The sequence below is a fragment of the Lutibacter sp. genome (genome assembly GCF_016342705.1).
Classification (GTDB): domain Bacteria; phylum Bacteroidota; class Bacteroidia; order Flavobacteriales; family Flavobacteriaceae; genus Lutibacter.
This window is the reverse complement of sequence record NZ_JAEINV010000006.1, coordinates 187354-210117: the sequence shown is the minus strand read 5'-3', so window position 1 is coordinate 210117 and position 22764 is coordinate 187354. Positions and strand designations below refer to the sequence as shown.

15 protein-coding genes are annotated in these 22764 nt (G+C 29.0%); 5 read left to right on the top strand and 10 right to left on the bottom strand.

What is annotated here, in order from left to right:
- Positions 1-41: 41 nt before the first annotated feature.
- From uvrB to JEY78_RS07850, 5 genes are all read right to left on the bottom strand, one after another.
- Entirely contained in the window at positions 42-2030 is a 1989-nt protein-coding gene (gene uvrB / locus JEY78_RS07870) for an excinuclease ABC subunit UvrB (RefSeq protein WP_291849172.1), read from the bottom strand.
- Between the two features lie 146 nt (positions 2031-2176).
- Positions 2177-7516: a T9SS type B sorting domain-containing protein gene (locus tag JEY78_RS07865; protein ID WP_291849169.1), complete on the bottom strand. Its 5340-nt coding sequence runs from the start codon at positions 7514-7516 to the stop codon at positions 2177-2179.
- 66 nt (positions 7517-7582) lie between these two features.
- Positions 7583-10945 carry a T9SS type B sorting domain-containing protein gene (locus JEY78_RS07860; protein WP_291849167.1) on the bottom strand — a complete coding sequence of 1121 codons (3363 nt, stop codon included), beginning with the start codon at positions 10943-10945 and terminating at the stop codon, positions 7583-7585.
- 65 nt (positions 10946-11010) lie between these two features.
- A complete protein-coding gene (locus JEY78_RS07855; protein WP_291849164.1) occupies positions 11011-11838 on the bottom strand; it encodes an ABC transporter permease in 828 nt (275 codons plus the stop codon).
- Positions 11838-12740, bottom strand: a complete 903-nt coding sequence (locus JEY78_RS07850; protein ID WP_291849161.1) for an ABC transporter ATP-binding protein — start codon at positions 12738-12740, stop codon at positions 11838-11840. Before JEY78_RS07850 ends, JEY78_RS07855 begins: the two co-directional genes overlap by 1 nt.
- An 88-nt stretch (positions 12741-12828) precedes the next feature.
- On the opposite strand from JEY78_RS07850, the gene JEY78_RS07845 reads away from it, so the two are divergent.
- The gene (locus tag JEY78_RS07845; RefSeq protein WP_291849158.1) at positions 12829-13893 is read left to right on the top strand and encodes a hypothetical protein; all 1065 of its coding nucleotides are present in this window, start codon (positions 12829-12831) and stop codon (positions 13891-13893) included.
- A gap of 30 nt (positions 13894-13923) precedes the next feature.
- On the opposite strand, the gene JEY78_RS07840 is transcribed toward JEY78_RS07845, so the two are convergent.
- Together JEY78_RS07840 and JEY78_RS07835 are read right to left on the bottom strand one after the other, a co-directional pair.
- Positions 13924-14391 (bottom strand): GNAT family N-acetyltransferase, encoded by a 468-nt coding sequence (locus JEY78_RS07840; protein ID WP_291849155.1) that lies wholly within the window; start codon positions 14389-14391, stop codon positions 13924-13926.
- 14 nt (positions 14392-14405) lie between these two features.
- Positions 14406-14906, bottom strand: coding sequence for a hypothetical protein (locus JEY78_RS07835; RefSeq protein WP_291849152.1), 501 nt, complete (start codon positions 14904-14906; stop codon positions 14406-14408).
- A 76-nt stretch (positions 14907-14982) separates the two neighbouring features.
- On the opposite strand from JEY78_RS07835, the gene JEY78_RS07830 reads away from it, so the two are divergent.
- Both JEY78_RS07830 and JEY78_RS07825 read left to right on the top strand, forming a co-directional pair.
- A complete protein-coding gene (locus tag JEY78_RS07830) occupies positions 14983-15399 on the top strand; it encodes a PaaI family thioesterase (protein ID WP_291849149.1) in 417 nt (138 codons plus the stop codon).
- Between the two features lie 94 nt (positions 15400-15493).
- Positions 15494-16501: a chorismate-binding protein gene (locus tag JEY78_RS07825; protein ID WP_291849146.1), complete on the top strand. Its 1008-nt coding sequence runs from the start codon at positions 15494-15496 to the stop codon at positions 16499-16501.
- 196 nt (positions 16502-16697) lie between these two features.
- On the opposite strand, the gene JEY78_RS07820 is transcribed toward JEY78_RS07825, so the two are convergent.
- Positions 16698-17825: a helix-turn-helix domain-containing protein gene (locus JEY78_RS07820; protein ID WP_291849143.1), complete on the bottom strand. Its 1128-nt coding sequence runs from the start codon at positions 17823-17825 to the stop codon at positions 16698-16700.
- Positions 17826-17972: 147 nt separating this feature from the next.
- Here JEY78_RS07820 and menD point away from each other — a divergent pair, with 147 nt between their 5' ends.
- The gene (menD, locus tag JEY78_RS07815) at positions 17973-19640 is read left to right on the top strand and encodes a 2-succinyl-5-enolpyruvyl-6-hydroxy-3-cyclohexene-1-carboxylic-acid synthase (RefSeq protein WP_291849140.1); all 1668 of its coding nucleotides are present in this window, start codon (positions 17973-17975) and stop codon (positions 19638-19640) included.
- Positions 19641-19643: 3 nt separating this feature from the next.
- The gene (locus tag JEY78_RS07810; protein WP_291849137.1) at positions 19644-20066 is read left to right on the top strand and encodes a DNA-binding protein; all 423 of its coding nucleotides are present in this window, start codon (positions 19644-19646) and stop codon (positions 20064-20066) included.
- Between the two features lie 141 nt (positions 20067-20207).
- Here the strand turns inward: JEY78_RS07810 and JEY78_RS07805 are convergent, their stop codons facing one another.
- A complete protein-coding gene (locus tag JEY78_RS07805; protein WP_291849134.1) occupies positions 20208-21365 on the bottom strand; it encodes a C1 family peptidase in 1158 nt (385 codons plus the stop codon).
- A 21-nt stretch (positions 21366-21386) separates the two neighbouring features.
- The gene (locus JEY78_RS07800; protein WP_291849131.1) at positions 21387-22589 is read right to left on the bottom strand and encodes an alpha/beta hydrolase-fold protein; all 1203 of its coding nucleotides are present in this window, start codon (positions 22587-22589) and stop codon (positions 21387-21389) included.
- Positions 22590-22764: the final 175 nt, after the last annotated feature.

Here is a 22764-nt window from a genome sequence, read left to right as displayed (position 1 = left end):
GAGTTGTAATAATTACAACTCTTTTTTTATTTTAATACTAATTATAGATTTTCTTTTAAAACTTTTATTTCATCACGCAGTTTTGCTGCTATAATAAAATCTAAGGCTTTGGCAGCTTCTTCCATTTGTTTCCGCTTTTCTTTTATGCGTTTTTCAATTTCTGTTTTAGGCAAATACGATAAGTTTTCTTCCGCTGCCATTTGTGCAGTATTATCATAATGATAAGAGGTAACAGTATTTTTTCCTAGCGTATTTTCAATAGATTTTTTAATTTGAGTGGGTGTAATGTTGTTCGCAGTATTGTATGCAATTTGTTTTTCACGCCTTCTCGTTGTTTCATCCATGGTTAATTGCATGCTGTTTGTAATTTTATCAGCGTACAAAATTGCTTTTCCTTCAACGTTTCTTGCAGCTCTACCAATGGTTTGCGTTAACGATCTGTGCGAACGTAAAAAACCTTCTTTATCGGCATCTAAAATAGCAACTAAACTAACTTCTGGTAAATCTAATCCTTCTCTTAATAAGTTCACTCCAATTAAAACATCAAATAAACCTTTTCGTAAATCTGCCATAATTTCTACACGTTCTAACGTATCAACATCCGAATGAATATAACGACAACGAATAGAAATTCGACCTAAATATTTGGTTAATTCTTCCGCCATTCGTTTGGTGAGTGTTGTCACCAAAGTACGTTCATCTTTTTCAACCCTAATTTGTATTTCTTCAATTAAATCATCTATCTGGTTAATACTTGGTCTTACTTCAATTTCAGGATCTAGTAAGCCAGTTGGTCTAATAACTTGTTCAATAAAAACACCTTCCGTTTTTTGTAATTCATAATCTGCGGGTGTTGCACTCACAAATATTACCTGATTTTGAATGGCTTCAAATTCATCAAATTTTAAAGGTCTATTATCCATTGCAGCAGGTAATCTAAAACCGAACTCCACTAAATTTTCTTTTCTAGATCGGTCGCCGCCATACATTGCATGAACTTGCGGAATAGTAACATGACTTTCATCAATTACCATTAAATAATCATCTGGAAAATAATCTAATAAGCAGAATGGTCTTGTGCCTGGATCTCTTCCATCTAAATATCTCGAATAATTTTCAATTCCGCTACAATAGCCCAATTCACGTATCATTTCCAAATCAAATTCGGTACGTTCTTTTAAACGTTTTGCTTCTAAATGTTTTCCTATTTCATTAAAATAGTTGAATTGTTTCATTAAATCTTCCTGAATTGCATGTATGGCATTTTGCAAAACATCTGGAGATGTAACAAATAAATTTGCTGGATAAATGGTTAATTGTTCAAATTTTTCAACTACTTGATTATTGGTAACATCAAAACTTTCAATTTCTTCAATTTCATCGCCAAAAAAATGGATTCTGTACGCGTGTTCTCCGTATGATGGATATACGGTAATGGTATCTCCTTTCACCTTAAAAGTTCCGCTGCTAATTTCTGTTTCCGTTCTGGAATATAAACTAGTAACTAATAAGTGTAAAAATTTAGTGCGTGGTATTTGTTGATCAACTTCAATATTTATAACGTTCTTTTTGAATTCAACAGGATTTCCAATACCGTAAATACAAGAAACAGAAGCAACAACAATTACATCTCTTCTTCCTGAAAGTAGCGCAGAAGATGCACTAATTCTTAGTTTTTCAATATCTTCGTTGATAGATAAATCCTTTTCAATATACGTCCCTGTAACTGGAATGTACGCTTCCGGTTGATAATAATCGTAATATGAAACAAAATATTCTACGGAATTTGTAGGGAAAAATTGTTTAAATTCTGAGTATAATTGTGCCGCTAATGTTTTATTGTGAGCGAGTACAAGCGTTGGTTTTTGAGTTCTTTCAATTAAATTTGCAACTGTAAATGTTTTACCAGAACCAGTAACACCCAACAATGTTTGGAATTTTTCACTGGAATTTATACCTGTTACAAGTTGTTCAATTGCTTGTGGTTGGTCTCCAGTTGGTTTAAAATTTGATTCTAATTTAAATTGCATACTGCAAAAATAAACTAAATTCTATAAGTAGATAATTTAAAATTTATGATTGTGGTAAATATAGCAACTTAAAATTGAAACAATTTTTTAAGTAAAATCAATTGTAATTTATAGAAAGCAAAAAAGCGGGTTTAAATACTTCTAATTTATCTTCTAATTAAGCTAAAATGTCCTTTTAAAAGTCTTCTATCTTCTAATTCAACTCTATACCAATAGTCAGTTGAAGGTAAAGGATTTCCTTTATAGTAGCCATTCCAACCAGGCCCAAGAGGATCAAGTATAGCTATTAATTTACCAAATCTATCAAAAATATATACATTTGATGTTGGCTGAAAATCTATTCCTGTTACATGCCAAGTATCATTATAACCATCATTATTAGGGGTAAAAAAGTTTGGAATGCCAATTAAAGAAATTTCAATAATAGCCTCTAAGCAGTTGACAACATCTCTAATTTTTACAAAATGTCTGCCTGCAGGTACATACTCATAAAAACTAATTTCAGAAAAATTACCATCATCAATGGCAAATTCATACGAGCTTATTGGTAAATTATCAGTATTTATTGTAATGGTATTGTTATTTGAATTATCGGTTACTAAAATATTGGTTGAGTTAAAGTTTAGTAAGTTGTTAATTGGCATACTTTTTACAAGAATGCTTTTTGTTTTAATACAATTATTTCCTTGAACATCAATGGCATTAACAAAATATTCTCCTTCAAAATTAATTGTAATTGTTGGAGTGTTACCAATAGTTTTACCATTTTCATTTTCCCAAATATAATTGTAATCTGTCAGCGGATTTTCTATGCCAATTTCATGACTGTCAGATAAAAAGCAAAACTCAACAGTAGTTTTTAGATCAAATTTTGGGACACTATCTACTTCCAAATTGAGATGATATCCAATTCCGAAACATCCATTTGTTGTATTTTCAACTCGGATTGCAATTTTTTGATTAAATGGAGCAGAAATATTTCTATAATTGGTTGGGTCTATTTCGTTTATTTTGGATAAAGCATCTGCTAAATTTTGATAATAAGTAATCTCTAAATTTAAATTAGGTGTGAAGTTTGAAAGAATTTGCTGAGTTGCAGCACTAAAATTGAAAATGCTAATACCGTTAGTGTCATTTCCATCTGCAATATCATCACATTCATTAAAAGTCAACATTAAATCAGCAGGAATTTCTATAGATTCAACTACTAAATTTACTTGAGCAATTGAAAAACAATTGGAAGCATTTAAAACTCTAGCCCAAACTATTGGAGAAGTACTGTTTGAAAATGAAGTCGTATTTGAAATTGGACTTGTATTATTTATAGCATCAGTTTCACTTAAGAAATAGGTAATTGTAGGTGCTGGATTTTCAGTTGAAATTAAGCTATCTGCATTCGTTAAATTAAAATTTTCTATACCATTTAAGTTATCATCGCACATAAAAAGTGTTATAGGACTATTAACTTGAGGTAAAGGATTTATAGTGATTTTTTTTGTGTAAATAAAAGTATCTAAACCAAACGTAACAGATGCTGAAACCACGTAGTTTCCAGAATGAGAAAAAATATGCGTCGGATTGAATATCGTTGAAGTATTATTTAAATTGGGATCATTAAAATTCCAATTTGTATCTGAAGCAGGAGGTAAAGTTGGCGTTAGTGAAAATTGAGTTTCATTTCCAAAACAGAAATTAGTTGCATAAATTTTAATAATTGGTGCAACTAAACTTGCTTCTAAACAATTATTAATATCTCGTATATGAACTTTATGATAATCTTCAGAAACATTTAAAAAAATGTTACTGTTTTGATAATTCCCAGAATCTAACGCAAATTGATAATTGCTAGGAGGTAAATTGTTTGTTAAAACGGTAATTGTATTGTTGTTAGTTGCTACTTCATTAATTTGAATATTATTAATTGTGAAATTTGCTAACGGACTCATAGGAATGCTATTTACTTGAATCGATTTCGTTTTAGAACAATTATTTCCATTCGTATCGGTGGCAGTTACACTATACAAACCCGAAGAATTTACAATAATTGAAGGTGTATTCCCAACAACAGCTCCAGCCTGATTTTTCCATGTGTACTGATAGTTATTCACTGGATTTTCTACTCCAATAGAGTGGTTTCCAGAAAGGAAGCAAAAATCGACCGAATTTTGTAAATTAAATTGAGGAATGGCATTTACGTGTAATGTAATATGATATCCAACGCCAAAACATTGATTGTCTAAATTATCAACTCTGACAACAATTTGCTGAGTTGTTGGAGAAATATTTCTATAATTAGTTGGGTCAATTGGGTTTAACTTTGCAATGGCATTTGAAATATTCTCATAATAGCTAACCCTAAAATTAGTATCGGGCAATAAAGCATTTAGCACTTGATTAGTTGCAGTACTAAAATTAAAATTAGAAATTCCATTTTTATCATCACCATCCAAAATATCATCACATAGGTAGAAATTAAGCATTAATCCACTAGGAATTTCAGTAGTTGCTACTTGTAAATTAACTTGAGCAGTGGCAAAACAACCTGCAGAATTTTCCACTCTAGCCCAAACTAAATTGCTAGTAGCATTATTAAAAGTAGTTGTATTTGTAATGGGATTTATGTTATTTACTGCATTATTTTCATTTAAAAAATAGGTAATTGCAGGCGCCGGGCTTTCTGTTGAAATTAAAGAATTGGCATCTTGTAAATTGAAGTTTACAAAGCCATCAATATCATCATCACACTGTATTAATAATATTGGAGAATTTACTATTGGGTATTCTTGAATCGTAATTTCTTTTATAATTATTGAAGTATTTATTCCAAATGTAACTGTTGCAGTAATTGTAAAATTACCTGAATTGGAATACATATGTGTTGGGTTTAAAGCATTAGAAGTATTGTTAATTCCTGATGCAGGATCACCAAAATTCCAAATCAAATTAGTTGGAGTAAGTGGTGATGAGGTTAAATAAATGTCTGTAGCATCACCAAAACAAAAGTTAGTAGCAACTATTTCAATTAATGGGGCATATACTTCTGCTTCTAAACAATTATCTATATCACGAATTTTAACCAAATGAACACCGTCAGAAACATTTAAAAAAACATTATTATTTTGATAATTCCCAGTATCTAATGCAAATTGATAATTACTAGGAGGTAAGTTGCTTGTTAAAACAGTAATTGTATTATTATTTGTTGAAATTTCATTAATTTGAACATTATTTATGGTAAAACTAGCTAATGGATTGATAGTTAAACTGTTTACTTGAATCGATTTCGTTTTAGAACAATTATTTCCATTCGTATCTGTTGCAGTTACAGTATACAAACCCGCAGAATTCACAATTATTGAAGGTGTATTTCCAACAACAGTTCCTGCTTCATTTTTCCAAGAGTACTGATAATTATCTACTGGATTTTCTATTTCAATAGAATGGTTTCCAGAAAGGAAGCAAAAATCTACTGAATTTTGTAAATCAAATTTTGGAACACTATTTACATTTAATGTCACATGATATCCAATTCCAAAGCATTGATTTGACAAATTGTCAACTCTCACTACAATTTGCTGATTGGTGGGTGTTATATTTCTATAATTAGTTGGGTCAATTGGATTTGTTTGTGCAACTGCGTTTAGGAATGTTTCATAATAGGTAACTACAAAATTTGTTTCTGGTAGCAAAGCATTCAAAACTTGATTAGTTGCGGAACTAAAGTTGAAATTAGAAAATCCATTTTCATCATTTCCATCCAAGGTGTCATCACATTGATAGAAATTAACCATTAAACTACTTGGGATTTCTGTAGTTGCAACTTGTAAATTAACTTGAGCAGTGGTAAAACAACCTGCAGAATTTTCCACTCTAGCCCAAACTAAATTGCTAGTAGCATTATTAAATGCAGTTGAATTAGTAATCGGATTTATGGTATTTAATGCATTATTTTCGGTTAAAAAATAGGTAATTACAGGTGCTGGACTTTCTGTTGAAATTAAAGAATTGGCATCTTGTAAATTAAAGTTAACAAAACCATCTAGGTCATCATCACATTGCAATAAAGATACAGGTGATGTGACAATTGGAGCATTTAAAATGGTAATATCTGTTGAAATAATACTGGTACTAGTTCCAACTGTAATGGCAGCATTAATAGTGTAGTTTCCTGGCGATGAAAAAATATGAGTTGGGTTAATAATGGTTGATGTATTATTAATTCCAGAAGCTGGATCGCCAAAATTCCATAAAACACTAGTTGGTGGAGCTGTTGAATTAATGGTGAATTCTGTAGCATCACCAAAACAATACTTTTTTGATGAAATTGATGATAAAAAGAATGATTGAATAAAAGGAGGTAATCCTTCAACAACTTTTCTGTTTGGATTTCCATTACTTACGTCAATGGCATTATGCACATAATTACAAGCAATTCCGTCACTTTCGGGGTTATTTATAACTCCTAAATAAGCTGTTCCAATTTGGCTTGTAGTAGTTATTGAAAGTGCTCTGTATATTTTTCCGTCAATAGCTAATTGTAGCCCTCCACGTGTATTTACATTTGATGAATGTATAAGAATTCGAGAAGCAGAAATATTTGCGCTAGCCATATTATATTGATATAATTTCCCTGGTGGACTGTGAATGTTTCCAGAGAGTTGACTAGTAGTAACATATAATTTTTGACTTTGCATTGAAAATTCAACACCATATGGTATATCATTTGTAGTATCAAAGCTTAATTGAATTTCATTTGATACAATTCCAGTTGCAGGATTAAAATCATAAATCATCAGAGAAGATCCTGTCCCAAAATTTGCACAAGCAATTTTTTTACCATCAGGAGATACTTTAAGGTAACCTCTAGAATCCAGAGCATTACTAACGTTAGATATTATTGGAGTTGTGTTAACTCCGGCAGCATCAACTCGCCAAGCTAAAAATCTATTTTGTATAAATGAAATTACCCAAAACGAATTACTGTCAGCGTGTTTAACAGCAGTTATTTTTTCGTAAGCTTGCGCAACTAGTGTTAAATTTTTTTGTGCAGGAATCACATCTCCCAATCCGCCGTTCAAAGTTAAATCTATCGTTGAAAATCGAATTCCATTAGTTGATAAAGGTGATGTGGTATTTCTATCATCAACAGTAAAAATATAATATTGATTTAAATTGCCGGGTTTAGGAACTATTATTGCAGATTGTGTACTGGATGCATTTCCTAATAATCCAGTGCCATTAGGCATCACCAAATGGTTTTTATTCCATACGGTTACACCATCGGTATAAAATAGCAAGTTTCCTAAATAATCACTTATGGTAGCACAACCTTCAAAAGTATTTAATTGCCCATTAGTTAAAACAACAGGTGCGCCGGAATTGAAATCTAACCCAGCGTATTGACCAAAGTACCAAATTGCAGCTTCTTTTTGAGAGAATGATACTATAGGAAACAGAACTAACAATAAAAACACAACTCTTTTCATAATGTAGAGAGGTTTCTATAAAGATAGTAAATATCTGGTTATTAAAAGATTGTAATTAGTTAAAAGTTATCTAATTAAACTAAAATGACCTTTTCTAATTCTAATTTCTCCGTTATTGTCAATAAGTTCTACGGAAAACCAATAATCTGTTGCAGGTAAATATTGCCCATTGTAAATACCATTCCAGCCTTCACTTTTTGGATTGATTTGGGTAATTAATTTACCATATCTATTAAAAATGTAAATAGTAGAGTTTACATAAAATGTATCCGAAACTCCTAAAATTCTCCAAGTATCATTTATACCGTCATTATTAGGCGTAAAAAATTTTGGATATCCAATGACTGAAACTTCAATTTGTGCAATACCACAATTGAAATTATCTTTTACAAAAACAGTATGTATTCCTGCTTCTACATTTTCAAAATAGGGTTCAGTTTGGTAGTTTCCATACATATTGTCTAGTGAAAACTCATAGTCACCAATCCCTAAATTTTCAGTTGAAATAGTTATACTATTGTTATCAGAATCATCAATTATTTTAATATCATTATAGGAAATTGCAGCAATTTCAGACGCTGAAACTTCAATAGTTTGTGGAAATGAAGCACATCCTTCATTTGAAGTTGCAATTACTGTATATGTTCCTTCCTTATTTATTGAAGCTTTTGGCGAATTGCTAATTACTTGTCCGTTTTCATTTTTCCATTCATACGTATATAATCCATTTGCATTAAAAATAAGCACCGTAATTGGAGGTAAATTTTTACAATAAATCGCTGTTTCAGGAATATTAAAATCTGGTCTAGGATTTACAGTTAAATTTAAATAGGGACCTAATCCAAAACATTCTCCATTATCTTCACTTTCAACTCGTACATAGAGTGTTTGATTATAAGGTATCTCGTTTAAATAAGGTTGTGAAGTAGGTATTTTATTTTGCTCTAATTGAGCGTCTTTCAAGTTTCTGTAATAGGATACTTCTAAATTTTGACCAGTTGGAAATAAATTTATAATTTCCGAAGAATGATAAGCAAGGTCGAATAAATTTTTACCATCAAAAGTAGCATCATCATCACATTGAATTACCTTTTTAAGGTAATTTTCAGGGAAAGAAGTAGATGAAACCAATAAATTTAATTGAGCAACTCTAAAACAACCGTTTGAGTTTTCAATTCTAGCAAGTACTTTATTTTGTATTGCGTTTGAAAAAGGAGCAGCAATTACAGCATTTGAATCTAATAAAGCATCATTATAAGTTAAATAATATGTTATTTTTAGATTTGAAATACCATTTGAAAGGTAATTATTTGCTTCATTTAAATTAAAATCTGTATAACCATCTGGAATACCATCTTCATCACATTGTTTAATAGTAAAATTTGATTGTATGCTTGGTAACACATGAACTACAATATTAAATGATGTTGTTGTAATACAGTTTAAATTTAGTTTGTTATTTATTTTAACGTAAATTGGTTGAAGATCTCTTATTGAATTTTTAAAAGATGTAGGATTTGGTATTTTATTTGTATATGCAGCATCGGTAAAATAAGCTATGGTAAATTTTGAAGCATCCTGTCCGTTTAATATTTCTAAGTTTTTAGATGTTAAGTCAAAAATTTCAATACCATCAATGTCTGTGCCTGAAATACTTGAATCGCATAGAGATAAATTTGTAATAGTGCTTGGCGGATATGATGTTTCAAATATTTGTAAAACAAAAGATGTTGTTTGGTAGCATAAGGGGCTATTTACATTTTGTATTCTTGCATAAATAATTTCTGTACCATAAGCCGTTTTATTTGTATATGGATTTGGTAATGCATTTTGGTTTAAATCAGCATCTATTTGATTATTAAAGTACAATACTTCAAAATTAGTAGAACTTTGTCCATTTAAAATTTGTGCTGTAGTAATTGTATTAAAATCAACACTATAAAAACCGTCATTAATTCCATCAGAATCACATTTTAAAATAGAGGTTGCTGTATTTAGAATAGGTTTTGCATACACTTCAATAGTTACTTCACCTTTATATAAAATTTTAAAACCACAATTATCAATTGTTTCAGCCTCTAAATAATAAACTCCTGCCATAGAATTACTTAAATTGGTCATATCTAAAGTAGCATTGTTACTTATTACATTTCCTTTAAATATCCATTTATAGTTAACATTTCCAGCAATGTTTTCAGAAGCAAGTTTATAACTTTCACCTAAACATCTTTTTGCCACTGTTTTATTTAAGTTTTCGGTTGTGATTCCATCAGTAATTTCAATTGGTAATAATATAGAAGAAATAAATGGGGGTAGACCTTGCATAGCAAAACCGTTAGTTCCAAGGTCTAATGCTTTCTCTTGGTAGTTACAATTTAATCCTAGTTTTTCTGGGAAATTAATAGCATCTATATAACTTGTTCCTGTATTATAATCTGCTGGGACAGTTGCATAAATTTTCCCATTTGGAGCTAATTGTAAGGCTCCTCTGTATCCAAATTGAGAGTTTATTAAAGTTTTTGAAGCTACTATATTAGAAGCTTCTAAATTAAATTGATAGATTTTATTTGAATTAAAATTAAAGGTGGAACAATATAGTTTTGTTGATAAAGGCGAAAATTCTACTCCATAAACTTGACCATCTATAGCTACATTAGAAATTAAGGAAATACCGTCATTACTAACAGTTCCTGTAGTATCGTTAAAACTATATAGTAAAAAATTTCCATTGACACCAAAAGTTGCACTTGCTAATTTTTTTCCACTTGGCGATACTTTTAAATAACCTCTAGGGTCTTGGGAAGTATAATTAACAGTTGATATTACTGGTGCTGTAATTAAACCAGTATTATCAATTTTATAGGTTATAAAAGTGTTTTTCACGAGAGAAATTACCCAATATGAATTACAATCAGCACCTTTTACAGAGGTGATTTTTTCTGTCCAATTTGCATTTTGACCATTTGACAAATCTATTGCAGAGCCAATAACATCTCCTAATCCACCATTGGCAGTCATATCAATAGTATAACATTGTAGACCTTCTGTTGCACTTATTAAATTTCCGTCTTGATCATAATTATTAGCGCCAACGGTAAAAAGATAATAAATATTAGTTTTTCCTGGATGTGGGACTATTATTGCTGATTGTGTACTTGAAGGATCTCCTTTTAAATTAACACCATTTGGCATACTATTATTATTTCTATTCCAAACAGTAATACCATCTGAATAAAAAAGTAGGTTTCCATTTTTGTCGGAAAATGATGAGCAACCTTCATTTGTATTTAATTTTCCGGTGATGGGTACTGGAGTACCAGAATTAAAATTAATACCAGCATTTTTGCCAAAATACCAAAAATTAGCTTCGCCTTGAGAAAAGATATTTATTGAACAAAATAATAAATAAAGGAAAACTAATTTTTTCATATTGTATTTAAATTCTATAAGAATTCAAATATATAAATATATGTTTAAAGGTTTATGAATTATAATTACAAATCTCTTTTTTTAAGAAGCAAAAAGGACAAGTAAATAAAAGTACCAGTCCACAATAATACAATTAAAACATCAAGAGGTTGTACAGAAAAGTCTTTAGATAAATCTTCACCAACTTGTTTTGCAACACTTTGCACAGCACTAAACCGTGTAAAAGGTTCTTTTATTAAATTGCTCATGGCTTCTAAAGGAAAAATGCGCATAATATCTTCTGCTTGTGGTTTTATTTTCCAATAAAGCATACCTTTTACAAAGCTTTCAAAAATAAACCAAACAAACATAGCGCCAACTGCAAAAGCAGAACGTTTCACTAAAATTCCAAGAAAAAGACCCAATGAAAAGAAGCCTAAAAGTTTTACAAAAAATGCAAGTAAATATTCTAAATCTGTAGTGACAATAGAAAATTCGTTAAAATCGGAATAAATGTACCCCAATATTAGTGAAACTATAAATACAAAGATTGTAGAAATCAGTGAAAATAAAATGACTGTATAAAACTTAGATAAAATAAATTCCTTTTTGCTTAAGCCGTCTATTAAGTTCTGTTTCAGTGTTTTATTGCTGTATTCGTTAGCCATCATTGAAACAATAACCAGCAATAAAAAGAATTTAAACCACGATGCTAAAAATGTATTTAAATGCCAAATGTATGGGAAATTAAAAATACCTTGTTCTGCTAAATGAAATTTAATTGGACCAATATCAAACTTTATAGCCGCAATTAATGCGATGGAAGTTAATAATGCAAAATAAATAATGATTAAAACTCTACTAGCTTTACTGTATTTTAATTTATGGATTTCAATATTTAAGAGCCTAAACATTACGATTTGTTATTTGTTAGTGATAAAAATTGTTGTTCTAAACTTGGTTTTCGTTTTACTAAATGTGATAAAACAATACCGTTTTTAAATAAAAAGCTGTTAATTTCTGAAGCATCAATAGGTTTGCTTAAGGTTGCAATTATTTTGTCATCTTCAGTTTTTACGGTGCTAATTCCTTCAAAAGTTGAAAGTAATGCTAATAGCTTGGGGATTTCACCATCAATTTTTAATTCAAATAAACCGTAAGAGGCCGTCATTTCATCAACACTGCCAGCATATAATTTTATTCCTTCTCTAATTACAACCACGTGCGTGCATACTTTTTCAACTTCATCTAATAAATGGGAGGCTAATAAAATAGTTGTACCATTTATAGCAATTGTTTTTATAATTTCTCTTATTTCGTGAATTCCTTGCGGATCTAACCCGTTGGTTGGTTCGTCTAAAATTAAAATTTCAGGATCATTTAAAAGCGCAGAAGCAATGGCTAAACGTTGTTTCATTCCTAATGAATAGGTACTGAATTTGCTATCTTTTCGCTTAAATAAGTTTACTAGTTTTAATTTTTCCTCAATTTTATCAAACGTAATTCCTTTTATTTTGCATACCAATTCTAGATTTTGAATGGCTGTCATGTATGGATAAAAATTAGGTCGTTCAATAATGGCACCTACTTTTTTTAAAGCATTATGTGTAGATAAATTGCCGTTAAACCAACTAAAATCTCCAGAGGTTTTATTAACCACATTTAGTATAATTCCTAGCGTTGTTGATTTCCCACTTCCATTTGGACCTAAAATACCGTATACATTTCCTTTTTTAATTTCAAAGGATAAATTATTAACGGCATGAATATTTCCAAATTTTTTATTGAGATTATTTATTGATAAGATTGTTTCCAATAGATTATTGTTTAGTATAAAATTAAGACGAATTTTATTTAAAATTGTTACAGCAATATACTAAATTTGAGGCTTACTAGAATTTTATATGGAAGAACAAAAATTAATTTCTAAGAAAAAACCAGCATTCCCTATTAATAAAAAGTTATATAATTATTTATCGGAATACAATAGAAATATTAAAATTCCTGTTTTTTATGATGATTTATTACGTTTTTCAGGAGCAATTGTTGTGTACGATAAAAATGGAGATGATACCCTGTGGATTCGAGTTTATTACGCTGAACATGAGCGTGATGAGATTGATATTAGTTTAAAGCGCATGTATTTAATTTTGCATGGTGATGGAAGTGAAGATTCTTTGCCATTTTTAACCGTAGATGGTATTGATTACTGCACTTTTGGGAATTCAAAACCATTTAGAATTAAAATTAGAAATATTTTAAACGATAATCATACGTATTTATATATTAAAAAAGCTGATGCGTCCAGAGTTTATGGATTGGAATTAGAGCATATTTTATCTCCAAATAATATTAACTTTTTGGTGTATAAAGACACTTTAATTGAAGAACATGTATTGGGTATTCCTGGTGATCAGTTTTTAGCTGAAAATTTAAAGTCAGTTTCTGTAAGAGGGAAAAAAAGACTTTCAAAGGAATTTGTGAAGTTTAATGAACGTTGTATGATTCGTTTATTGGGTGATATGCGTTCCTATAATTATGTGATTGTGGCTTCGTATGATTTTGATCAAGTTGAATACAGAATTAGAGCCATGGATTTTGATCAACAAAGTTTTGAAGGAAACTTAAAAGTTTATTTTCCTCAGTTTTTTAAAGAAAATTATCCATTTGTGAAAATGGTTGAAGAAAATTTACAAAAAGAATCCATTGAACAGTATAAAAAAGAGGAGCGTTCTGCTATTGCAAGAAGAATTAGAGGTTCACAAGAAAGAATTAATGATTTATTGGAATGTATGCTAGATGATAAAATTTCAACTCCTGAAAAAATTCATCAGTTAAAAATGGATTTAGTGAAATACACCAATGACAAAAATTTTAAAAAATGTAACTCAATGGGACAAATTTTAAAAGTAGCTTTTGCCTTTGTAGTTAGAAATTATGAAAATGTGAATACTTATATTATAAGATAAATAAGGTGGTTTTTTTTGAAAATCACCTTATTAAAAATGAAGTTTCATTCCTTCATGTGAAGCAACAAAACCTAAGTTTTTATAAAATTTAATAGCTTTTGGCCTCAGTTTGTCACTAGTGAGTTGCAAAACATGCGCATTGCGTTCTTTTGCTCTTTCAATAACCCATTTAAAAATTTGTTTACCTAAGCCTTTCCCTCTTAAATCATCTCTTACCATTACGTTTTCAATTTGCGCACGCAAGCGCCCATTATAACTTAAATAAGGAATAAATGTAAGTTGAAAAGAAGCTAAAATAGCTGTATCATTTTCACTTTCTAAAACCATTAATTCTTGATTTAAATCAGAATTAATAGTATTAAATGCTTCATAATAGAAGGCTGGAAGTGGATCTCTGAAACTTTCTCTTAAACGGCCAAGTTTATCTGTTGCCAATAATTTTACAATTTGTGGAACATCACTTTTTGTAGCTTTTCTAACTATTATTGGTAAATTCATGATTGAATTTTTATTTAATAATTATCAAAATCAATATCATCAATATTTTCTAAATCATCGCTATCTAAAAAGTTATCAAAGTCGTCGTACATTTTTTCTGCTTTAAATTCTTTTTCAGGAGCTTTTTCAGGAGGAAAACCAAATGATAGGGTTATTTTAGGCAAATCTTTTTCCTTTTTGGTGGTAATTTCAGAAAGTTCAACAAAAAATGTCCACATAGAAAAGAAATCATATACATAAATTAATTTATGTCCAACTTTAGTTAAAACACTGTTTAATAGACAATTGTTCATTGAAACATCCGTATCATCTTCAGACATGTCAAACAAAGGAATTTCATCACCTTGTTCCCATTCATTATTGCTTCTGTAAAAAGAAGCCATTTCTTGCCCGTTAAAGCCAAAAGATTTCGCAATAAAAAAGTGTAAATCCTCTAAATTAGTTGCCTCATTTACAAGGATATCTCTAAATACATCTTTTTCCACATCTAATATTACTCTAATTTTATAAGCCATTGTTTTGTATATATATGATTTGCAAATGTACTATATAAAGTTATAATTCTTATTTTTACAATCCAAGAATTTTTATATGACTGAAAAGGAAACCAAATTACAAGCGCTTAATAATATGTGTAAGAACACCTTAAATGAAACGTTACAAATTACATATACAGATTTGGGTGAAGATTATTTAGTGGCTACAATGCCTGTAAATCAGCGTGTTTACCAACCAGATGGGATTTTAAACGGAGGCGCAACAATGGCTTTGGCAGAAACGGTTGGAAGTCCAACATCTATGCTAGCAATAGATTTAGAAAAATTTAGTGTTCGTGGAATTGAATTTTCTGCCAATCATTTAAGAAGTGTAAAACATGGAAATATTACAGCAACAGGGAAAATAATTCACAAAGGAAAAACCATTCATTTAGTTGAAATTAAAATTATTGATGATAGAGGACGATTAATTTCGTTATGTAAATTAACAAATTATATTTTAGCCAAATAAATTTATAAAACATTAAAAATTAGTACAATTGCAAACTGAAATCACATCCTTTTTTAACAAAATAATCGAAATATATAAGGATCAAAAACCTTTTGTGGCTTATAGAAAACCAAATGAAGAATTAATTTCTTTATTGGTTCAAAACAACAATAAACTTATAAAGTTAAAAGATTATAACGAGCAAGGATTTATTTTTATGCCTTTTAATAATAATGGGGTTAAAGTTTTATTTCCACTTAATGAATCAAGCACATTTCACACAAAAATTACACAGTACAATGAACTTTCTATTAGAGATAATTTTGTAAAAATCTCTAGTGATGTTAATTTTGAAAACTATAAAGAAGCTCATATTGCCCTTGTTACAAAAGGGTTGAATTTTATAAATGAAGGAAAGGCTCAAAAGGTGGTCCTTTCAAGAAAAGAAACTATAGAAATTTCGCATTTTAATTTGGTGAATAGCTTTAAAAAAATGTTGAAAAATTATTTAAACGCATTTGTATATGTTTGGTTTCATCCAAAAGTTGGGCTTTGGATGGGCGCTACACCAGAAAGATTGTTGAATGTAAAAAATAATAGCTTTAAAACAATGGCTTTGGCAGGAACACAACCATTTTTAGGCACAACTGATGTTATTTGGGAAAAAAAAGAAAAACAAGAACAACAATTTGTAACTGATTTTATAATTGACAGCATTAAGGAAAAATTGAATGTGAAAGAAATTATTGGCCCATATACTATAAAAGCTGGTAGTTTAGTGCATTTACGAACAGATATTGTTGGCGAATTATTATATTTAAATATGTTAGAAGATTTGGTTACGGCTTTACATCCAACACCTGCAATTTGTGGTTTGCCAAAAAGTACAGCACTTCAATTTATTTTAGACAATGAAAATTATGCTAGAACTTATTATTCTGGATATTTTGGTGAATTAAATATAAACAATAGTACACAGCTATTTGTAAATTTAAGATGTATGCACATTATAAATAATAAAGCAGAACTATTTATTGGTGGAGGAATTACTGTAGGAAGTATTCCTGAAAAAGAGTTTGAAGAAACTGTTTCAAAAGCTCAAATAATGAAGACTATTTTATAAAAAAGAAACACCAAGTTTTAAGTTTTAATAGCAATTTAATTTTTACATATATTGTGAGGATTATATGTTAAAACAGATTCTAGCAATTCATTCCCAAAAACGCTACTTAAACCTCGGTGTAATCTTTGGTTAAAATTAGCGTAATTAAAATATTAGAAGTTTTTAAATCGTAAAAATTAAGTGTTAAATCGTAAAATTATGAATTGTATTTTTTAAATTTTGAAGGTGTACAATTTTCAGAATTTTTAAATATTCTTATAAAGGAATTTGGAGATCCAAAACCGGCGAGATCACTGATTTCAGCAATAGGAATTTCAGGACTTTTATTTAATAATTCTTTAGCTTCTTTAATTCTATATTCATTCACAAATTGGTTAAAATTACAACCAATATTATCGTTTATTACTTTTGATATGTAAGATCTATTCGTTCCAATTTTTTTGGCTACATCCCAAATATTTAAATGCGGATCTAACCAAGGTTTTTCTTTTGAGAAAAAGGTTTTTAAATTTTTTTCAATTTCTTCTAATTCATTATTCTGAATCTCAATATTTTCCAATGAATTAATTTCAATATTTTCAGTGGTTGGAACTTGAACTAATCCGATGATTGTTAAAATTAAGAATAACAACGTAAATAATAAACACATAAATAATAGTAACATTCCATTTGTGTTTAGCGGTGTTCTTCCTATAAGTGTTACATAAAAACCAGGAATGGACATAAATAAAATAAAAGAAATAGTAGCAATATAAAAAAATCGAATTTGATACGTATCTAAGTTGGAAAACGAATCATTCATACTAGATCTCGCTTTTAAAATAAATCGGATTGTTAAAAAAATATAAACAACTATTTGAAACAAGTGAAATCCTCTAGCACTTTTATACAAATATGCTAAAATTTTTGAGTTTAAATCTGTTAACTCACTATTATATAAATTGTTATTCATATAGATTTCGTAACTGTCCCAACTTGAAATATTGGAAGCAACCAACATTAAAAACCCAATTAAGAGTGCAGGAGCAAAATGATAAACCCAATTTACAGGTACAATTTTAAAATTAAATGCACTATTAATATAGAGATAGTATAATGGGTAAAAAGCTAATAGTGAGGCTAAAAAAATAAAATCTAAATATTTAAAAGCTTTCCAATATTCATTAAATGATAAAAAATGGCCAACAAATAAAACAAAACTGTTTAAAAAGAAAAGTCCTAAAAAAAAACGATTTTTATATTTTTTGTTTGATGTTGCAAGTAGTGTAATTGCACTAAATAAATTAATAAATAAAGTAGATAATATGGCTATTATTTTAATCAAAATAGTTGATTTATTGTACGATATGTAACGAAAATACTTTTTTTTTGTAAAAAATTGTATGATAATTATCAACAATGCATCTTATTAAAAAAGGGATAAAATTCTAAATATAGTTTATGTAACTTTGCAAATTAATTTTAGTGTTAAATGCCTCAATTTCCAAAAAATGAACTCGCTCAAATTGTTATAGCTTCTTGCATAGCAAATGCAATTGAACATGTGATAATTTCTCCTGGATCTAGAAATGCGCCACTTACAATTGGTTTTTCAAATCATCCATCCATCAAAACATATAGTATTGTAGATGAGCGTTGTGCAGCTTTTTTTGCTGTTGGAATGGCGCAACAATTAAGAAAACCAGTTGCTATTGTTTGCACTTCTGGATCTGCATTGTTAAATTATTATCCGGCAATTTCAGAAGCTTTTTACAGTAATATTCCGTTGTTAGTTATTTCTGCAGATAGACCAAAGCATTTAATTGATATTGGAGACGGACAAACAATTCGTCAAGAGAATGTGTTCCAAAATCATATTTTGGCTTCGGTTAATTTGGAAGAAAATTACACAGATTTAAATGCTGTAAAAAATATAATTAATAATGCAATTTTTAAAGTAAAATTTGAAAAAGGACCAGTTCATATTAATGTGCCTTTTGATGAACCTTTGTACGAAACTTCTGAAAACTTATTAGTTGTTGATGCTGTAATTGAAGCAGAAAAACAAGAACATATTGATGACAGTTTACTGGAAGTTTTTGCAAGAAGTTGGAATGCTTCTTCAAAAAAAATGATTTTAGTAGGTGAATATTTTCCAAATGAAGCATTGCAAAGGCAGTTAGAATATTTTGTGAACGATCCATCAGTGTTAGTTTTAATTGAAAACACAGCAAACGTTTCGCATCCAAAATTTATAAATAGTATTGATAAATTGATTTTTCCTTTAGAAGATAATGAACTGGAGTTTTTTCAACCAGATATTCTTTTAAGTTTGGGCGGATTAATTGTATCAAAAAAAATAAAACAACATTTACGAAAATATCAACCAAAGCAACATTGGCATATTGATACAAAAAGAGCTTTCGATACTTTTTTATGTTTAAAACATCATTTTAAAGTAAGTCCAAATTACTTTTTTAGTCAATTTATTATAAAAGTAACCACTGTTGAAAGTAATTACCAACAGTTTTGGCTTTCAAAAAAAGCAGGTAGATTATTAAAGCATAAAAACTTTGTTGAAAATTGTGAATATTCAGATTTAAAGGTTTTTGATGCGTTGTTAAAATCAATTCCCAATAACACACAATTGCAATTAAGTAATAGTTCTGTAATTCGTTATTCTCAATTATTTGATGTCAACAAATCTATAAATGTGTTTTGTAATAGAGGAACCAGCGGTATTGATGGCAGCACAAGTACAGCCATTGGAGCCGCAAACACAATTGAAGGAAATAATGTTTTTATTACGGGGGATATTAGTTTTTTTTATGATAGTAACGCATTGTGGAATAATTACATACCAACTAATTTTAGAATAATAGTTGTAAATAATGGAGGCGGAGGTATATTTAGATTTATTCCTGGTCCGCAAAAATCAAATGCTTTAGATTATTTTGAAACTCCACATAATTTAACAGCTGAACATTTGTGTAAAATGTATAAATTAGAGTATTTTTCAGCATGTAATTCTGATAGTTTAAAAAGGGAGTTAACTAATTTTTACGAAGATTCAGAACAGCCTAAATTGTTGGAGATTTTTACTCCAAGAGAAGAAAATGATAAAATATTAAAAGCATATTTCAATAATTTAAAAGAATAAAAAATGGATTTAAAAGTAGGAGATAAAGTAGATTTATTAGTGGTACGTAATACTGGTATTGGATTTACAGTTTTGGTAGAAGGAGCTTATGAAGGGTTACTTTATAAAAATGAACTCTTTCAAAAAATTGAAGAAGGACAAAATCTAGTAGGTTATGTTAAGAAAATTCGTGATGATGAAAAAATTGATGTAAGTCTGCAAGCAGTTGGATTTAAACAAACAATAGTTAAAAATGAAATTATTATTTTAAATGCCTTAAAAAAACAAGAAGGTTTTATTGCATTAAATGATAAAAGTTCACCTGATGAAATTAAGTATCAATTAAATATGAGCAAAAAAGCATTTAAAAGTGCTGTTGGTGGATTGTTTAAGCAAAAGCTAATTACTATTGAAGATGAAGGAATTCGTTCTACTTCTTTACAATAAATAAAAACTGTTTAAAAAATTTTGAGAATAATCATTCTGAAATTGTTTCAGCATCTCATTATGCAGATTCTCAATTAATTTTGATAACCTGAAAAAAGTTCAGGTTATCAAAATTTAGTCTTTTCAGACAACCCTCGCTTATTAAATTTTTAAATCTTTTTTTAAAGGTTCACTTAAAGCTTTTTTATTCACCATCACAGATATAGTTTTTAATCTAAAAAAAGGTTTACTCATATAAACATATCCGTCGTTTCCAATTCTGTCACTAGCGGTTCCCCAAGAGTTTTTCACTTTATAATACTCATTATTATTTTGGTCTTTTACCAATCCAACAATATGCATTAAATGATCATCTGTTGTGTTGAAGTTTTCAAATTCTTGTTGTCTAAATTCTGGAGAAATTTCGCTTTCTTCAACAATATAAGTTAAACATTTCTCTTGATCATCTAATTTTTTTGGAACAATTGCAACACCGCATTTAGAGGAAAATGTTTTTTCAGAAACATCACAATCCAAGGCTAAGGTATAACCGTTTTTTAGCGCATTATCAACTACATCTACCAACTGATTTAAAGTGATGTTATAAAAAAGGCCATTAGAAAAATTATCAGGAATATTTAATACAAACTGAGAATTAAAAGGTTCGTTTAAAAATGAAGTTAGCGTAACATAATTAGAAGTTTCAAATTTTGTCATTTCTAAAAATGTTTTTGGAGTATACGTACGCCCATTATAACTGAAAGTTTCAGGTATTTTTCCAAGTTGTAAGTCTAATATTGAATCAACAGATTTTTTCCAATATGGGTATTTAGAGTTTTTATCATTTTTAATGTAATCATCTAAAATTACTTGAATTTCTGGAACAATTTTAGAATGGTCATAGGAAGTTGAAGCTGTCATTAATCCGCTGAAAGCACTTTCAGGAACTAACCCATTTAATTTTATAGAATTTAAAACATCATGAGCCAAACCGCCTTCACTAAATTGAATTTTACCTTGACGCATTACATAATTCCAAGCTTTAGCAGGATATGTTTCACGTACATTGTACATTTCTGAAATGTCAATCATTTGTCCCGTATTTTTTAAAATTTCTGATTCAATAAAAGAGGAAGCAGAAAAACTCCAACATGTTCCAGTATTTCCTTGATTTTTTATTGCCGAAGCTTCAATATCAATAACAGGAGTGAATTGGTATTTTTGTTGCGTAGGAATATTTACTTTAACTACAGCGTCTTCTTGTGAATATATAGTTGCTGTTAATAAAATGGAAATGAAAATTAATATTAGTTGTCTCATTTGTAGTTATTTAATTTAAATTTATTGTTTTTGTTCATCGTTTTCAGTTTCGGAATCATCAATAATGCCATCTCTTTTATTTAAAACACGTTCAATATTTTCATAATATCCATCGGCATTTGGATCTCCTTCAGGTAATTTCATATAACCTGTTTTATAATATTTAAGGGCTAATTTGTACTTTTTTCCGGTTTCATAATATCGGCCAATATAATAATCGCCAATTGGTGAATCTTTGTATAGTTTATTAATCATTTCACCAAAGTTTTTTAAATAGTCGCCATTTTCCTTATCCAAAATTATTGCTTCTATTGCAAAAATATCTTTTTGTCGTAATTTTAAATTACTTCCAAATAAATACTCAATTTCAACATATTTATTTTCTAAATAAGCAATGGCATCTGCAGGAGATAAATGTTTCACGTTTTTTTCAAATTCATCGGATGAGATTGGAGAGTATAGTTCAAAAATACTTGCTAATGCACTTGCTATAGATTGTCCAATTGTTGCGGTTGCATTGTTGTTAAATGCTTCATATTTATATTTAAATTTTGGGTTTTGTACACTGTCTAATAACGATTTTGTTTCATTAATAGTTGTTTGTATTTTTTCCGAATTATTTTTACCATTTGATAGGTAATAATAAATATTTTCAGTTTTTAAACTTTGTGCTTTTTGGTGAATCAATAGTGGCATATCCAAAGCATAATATGGATTTATGTTAATGAATGCGTTAAAACTTGGTAATTCTTCAATTAAAAAATAATTTGTAAAATTGGCAGTTAAAGTAGTACCAACAATTGTTTTAAAAGGCGAAACTCTATAATTTTCTTCTAAATATTGAAAAAGTTCTCCACTTATAAATCTGTAAAAATTAGCACCTTCTTCTGTAGGCAAGCTATTTTCTTTTAGGTAGGAACAATCTTTATACCTTTCATCGTAATAATTTTGATTAATTCCAACTATAATTTGTTCAGGAGCTTCATCTTTATTTGCAAATAAAATAGCATTTCCAACATAAACATCAAACAAATATTCAGCATCTAAAATAATTGCTACAGGGTATAATTTAGTAGAATCTATAGCGTAACTTGGTGGTACATAAATTTTTAAATAACGCTCGTTATTTAGCATTTTTGAATTGAATTTTTTAAGTTGAATGTCCTGTGAGAAAGACAAAATAGTGAAACTTAAAAAGAAAGAAAGAAAAAGTATTTTTTTCATAATTATAATTTTTAGTAAACAATCACCTATCTAAATTAAGTCTAAATTCATGATGTTGTTCATATTTCTTGTAAAAAATAAATAGCAATTTAATTGTAAAATATTATTTAAGTAACAAAATTACTAATTTAATTAATAGCATAATTTATTAGTTTTAGTTGTATAATTAGGAAGT